At 69.9% G+C, this 3853-nt stretch carries 3 protein-coding genes; 2 read left to right on the plus strand and 1 reads right to left on the minus strand.

What is annotated here, in order from left to right:
- Window positions 1–27: 27 nt before the first annotated feature.
- The gene (locus ABD198_RS30285) at window positions 28–399 is read right to left on the minus strand and encodes a ferritin family protein (protein ID WP_344007903.1); all 372 of its coding nucleotides are present in this window, start codon (window positions 397–399) and stop codon (window positions 28–30) included.
- Window positions 400–1198: 799 nt separating this feature from the next.
- On the opposite strand from ABD198_RS30285, the gene ABD198_RS30290 reads away from it, so the two are divergent.
- Window positions 1199–2428 (plus strand): magnesium transporter MgtE N-terminal domain-containing protein, encoded by a 1230-nt coding sequence (locus ABD198_RS30290; protein WP_344007905.1) that lies wholly within the window; start codon window positions 1199–1201, stop codon window positions 2426–2428.
- A gap of 55 nt (window positions 2429–2483) precedes the next feature.
- Window positions 2484–3833: an NRAMP family divalent metal transporter gene (locus ABD198_RS30295; RefSeq protein WP_344007907.1), complete on the plus strand. Its 1350-nt coding sequence runs from the start codon at window positions 2484–2486 to the stop codon at window positions 3831–3833.
- The last annotated feature ends 20 nt before the right edge of the window (window positions 3834–3853 follow it).

The following is a 3853-nucleotide window of genomic DNA, read 5'->3' on the forward strand; positions in this document are numbered from 1 at the left end:
ACGAGCGGCCACTGACCGTCCTCGGACTCAACTGACCTGCACCAACACACGATCAACGAACTTTGCAATCGCCCTGATCGCCATCGGCATGGCCCTGGCCGCGGAGATCTCCGGGAACGGGATGATCGACAGAAACAGCTTCTGCCACTCCATCCACCGTTCCTGCACCTGACGGAACATGTTGCCGCGGATGGCGCCGTCCATCGCCCCGTAGACGCGGTTGTCCTTCTCCTCCTCCATCGGGAAGTAGGAGCGCAGGATCTGCTTGAGCGGGTCCTTCTTCGGGGCCTTGTCGAACTTGTAGTCGGTTCCGAACCGCTTCGCCGGGGTGGCGAAGGTCGGCTCCCACGAGAGTTCGGTGATCTTCTTGTGCGCCTTGCTGAGACTTTGTCGGCTCACGAATGCCTCCTGGGGAAGGGCGGCTGCACGGCATGACGCCCGCGACTACGCCTCCGCCGCGTCGGCCGCCCGCGTGTCGCCAGGCAGCCCTGCGGACGCAGGGCCCGGCGATGCGTCCTGGTGTGAGCATCACAGCGCATCCGGCCCGTGCGTGGAGTCTCAAAATGTGACAAGCGCCGACCGGCGTCCTTCCCCTGTCAGACCGTGGCTGGTTACATGCTCACAATGCACCTGTCACGCTCCGGGTACGCTCGCAGTAAAAAAGGGGCTCTGGTGGCCTTGGTCTACGCCGCAGATCTGCTGCTGGTGAGGAATTCCGGGAATTATCGCATCCACCCGCCGCATCTCGAACGCAGGCCCCGCGTCCACGTCAGCTGACCCACAGCCGACCCACCCAAGTGGTCGGCCCGGTTTGAGGCTCGTAAGGGCGGCGGGGCAGATCACCGCGCCAGTAGGCCATCGGAACGTCCGCTCCACCGATGCGGGCGCCACGGCAGACTTGAGATGGGCCGGTGGCACGGGCACCGCAGTCTGCGCCGTCGGGCTTCGGTGGCCGCCGGGACTTGCTGACAGGCACACCTGCTCACAGCCGGGCCGGCTGCCGCGCCCCCTGGTCGGCGCGGCGGAGAAGGCCGACGGACCTCGGGCGTGTTGGTGCGTGCCAGTCGAAGGCGTGCGTGAGGGTTGCGACATGTCGGGAAAGGAAGTGCAGCAGGAAAGACGGAAGCATCGCGAGGGTGGGGCGCTTGCCCAGAGGGCGGTGCGGGAGGCCCTGGTCTCCCTGGCAGGCTTGCTCCGCGTGGTGGTGGTCAACCCCGCCGGGCAGGAGATCGGCCATCTGGTGGACGTGATCTGCCGGTGGCGCGGGGAGCGGTACCCGGAGGTGGCCGGGCTGGTGGTCAAGGTCGGCCACCGGGCCGCCTACGTGCCCCTCGCGGCGGTCGCCGACCTGGCCCCGGACGACGTGCGGCTGAACTCCGCCCGGCTGGACCTGCGGGACTTTCAGGTGCGCGACGGCGAGGTACGCCTCGCCCATGATGTGCTGGACCACCAGCTGGTCGACGTCGACGGGGTCCGCGTGATCCGCGCCTCCGATCTTTACCTGGCCCGTGTGGAGGGAACGTGGCGGCTGGTGGGCGCCGAGGTCGGGCTGAAGGTTCTGCTGCGCCGCATGGGCCCGCGGCGCCTGCACCGGGGCCCCGCGCCGGAGAAGGTGCTGGACTGGGCGGCCATCCAGGCGCTGGGCGGCCCGGAGCGTGAGGGCACCGCAGCGAGGCAGGTGCGGCTGCGCGCCCCGAACTCCGCGCTGAAGACACTGCGCCCCGCGGAGCTGGCCGACCTGCTGGAGGACCTGGGCCGCGGCGCGCGCAGCGAGCTGCTTCAGATGGTCGAGCCCGGCAAGGCCGCGGACGCGCTGGAGGAGATGCACGCCGCCGACCTGGAGGCGCTGCTGCGCGAGGCACCCACCGCACAGGCCGCCCGGCTACTGGAGGAGATGGAGCCCGACGAGGCCAGTGAGGCGCTGCGCGACGTGCCCGAACCCGAGCGGGAGCGATTGCTGGGAGCGATGCGCCCGCAGCAGGCCGGCCGGCTGCGCAGGCTGCTGGGCTACGCCGAGGACACCGCTGGCGCGCTGATGACTTCCCTGCTGGTCACCGCCACCGCTGACCGGTCAGTGGCGGATGTGGTGGCCGAGCTACGCGGGCAGGCCGAACACGCCACCGATCTGGACGCCGTGTGCCTCCTGGACGGGAACGGCGCCCTGGTGGACGACGTCCCGGTGGTGCAGTTGCTGCTCGCCGAACCCGACACACGGCTGGGTGAACTCGTGCAGGAGCCCGGCCCGGTGACCGTCAGCTCGGACGCGCCGCTGAGCGAGGTGGTCGAGCGACTGACCGACACCCGCCGGCATTCCGTAGTCGTCGTCGACGACCTTCACCGCCCCCTCGGCCGCATCCTCGCCGACGACCTGGTGGACGCCCTCGTACCCGAACGCGGCCGCTTCCGCCTCTTCCGCCTCGTCCCCTGAAGCGAAGCCGCGCGCCTCGTTGTTGCCCACGTATCCGAGAGGAAAGGTCACGGCCATGGAGCGGAACTCCACCACGGCACCCGCCGCCCCCGACGCGCCCGACACGGCTGCGCCGGACCGGCCCGCGCCGCGCTGGAGGCGCCGCCTGGTCACCGCCCTGGCCATCGCCGGCCCCGGCCTGATCGCCGCCAACGCGGGCAATGACGCGGGCGGGATCGCCACCTATGCCTCGGCCGGAGCCCAGTACGGCTACCGCACCCTGTTCTTCATGCTCCTGGTCACCGTCGCGCTGGTGGTCGTGCAGGAGATGTGCGCCCGGCTCGGCGCCTACACCGGTGTCGGGCTCGGCGGGCTGATCCGCGAGCAGTTCTCCGTCCGTGTCTCCGCCTTCGCCCTGCTGTGCCTGATCATCGCCAACCTGGGCCTGGTGGTCTCCGAGTTCGCCGGCATCGGCGCCGCCCTCGAACTTCTCGGCGTCTCCCGCTATATCACGGTGCCGCTTGCCGCGATGGGAGTGTGGGCGCTGGTGGTCTTCGGCTCCTACCGGTACGCGGAGAAGATCTTCCTGGTGCTGTCGCTGGCGTTCTTCACCTACCCTCTCGCCGCCGTCCTGGCCCACCCCGACTGGGGGCAGGCCGGAGCCCAGCTGGCCTGGCCGCACTTCGTCGCCAGCAAGGACTTCCTGCTGCTCGGGGTCGCGCTGATCGGCACCACGATCACCCCCTACATGCAGTTCTACGTCGCCGCGGCCGTCGCCGACCGTGGGATCTGCCCGGCCGAATACCCGCGGGAGAAGACCGATACGATCGCCGGAACGATCTTCGCCAACATCATCAGCATGTTCATCATCACCGCCACCGCCGCCGCGATCACCACCCGGGCACCGCTAGCGTCCGCGGCGCAGGCCGCCTCGGCGCTGAAGCCGGTGGCGGGCCGCTTCGCCGAACAGCTCTTCGGCCTCGGGCTGCTCGGCGCCTCAGCCCTGGCAGCTGCCGTGGTCCCCCTGTCCACCTCTTACGCCGTCGCGGAAGCCGTCGGCGTGGAAAGCTCCGTCTCCCGCCGTTTCCGCGAAGCCCCCCTGTTCCTCGGGCTGTTCACGGCTCAGGTCTTCACCGGCGCCGCCATCGCCCTCATCCCCGGCAACCTGATCCAGCTCCTGGTGCGGGCCCAGGTCGTCAACGGTCTGATCACCCCGATCCTGCTCGCCTACGTCCTCACCCTGGCCAACCGCCGCAGCGTCCTGGGGGACGCCGCCAACGGCCCCGTCTTCCGCGCCGTGGCCACCGTGTGCGTGTCCGTGACCGCTGTGCTGTCGGCCGTCGTCCTCCTCCAGACCCTCCTGGGCTGGCTGAGAAGCTGTTGTCTTTCCGGACGTGAGGACTGCGTTTTCGCTGGTGGGGCATAGGGTCGGCGGTCTGGTGGGAG

It is taken from the genome of Streptomyces thermocarboxydovorans, from assembly GCF_039524635.1.
Lineage (GTDB): Bacteria > Actinomycetota > Actinomycetes > Streptomycetales > Streptomycetaceae > Streptomyces > Streptomyces thermocarboxydovorans.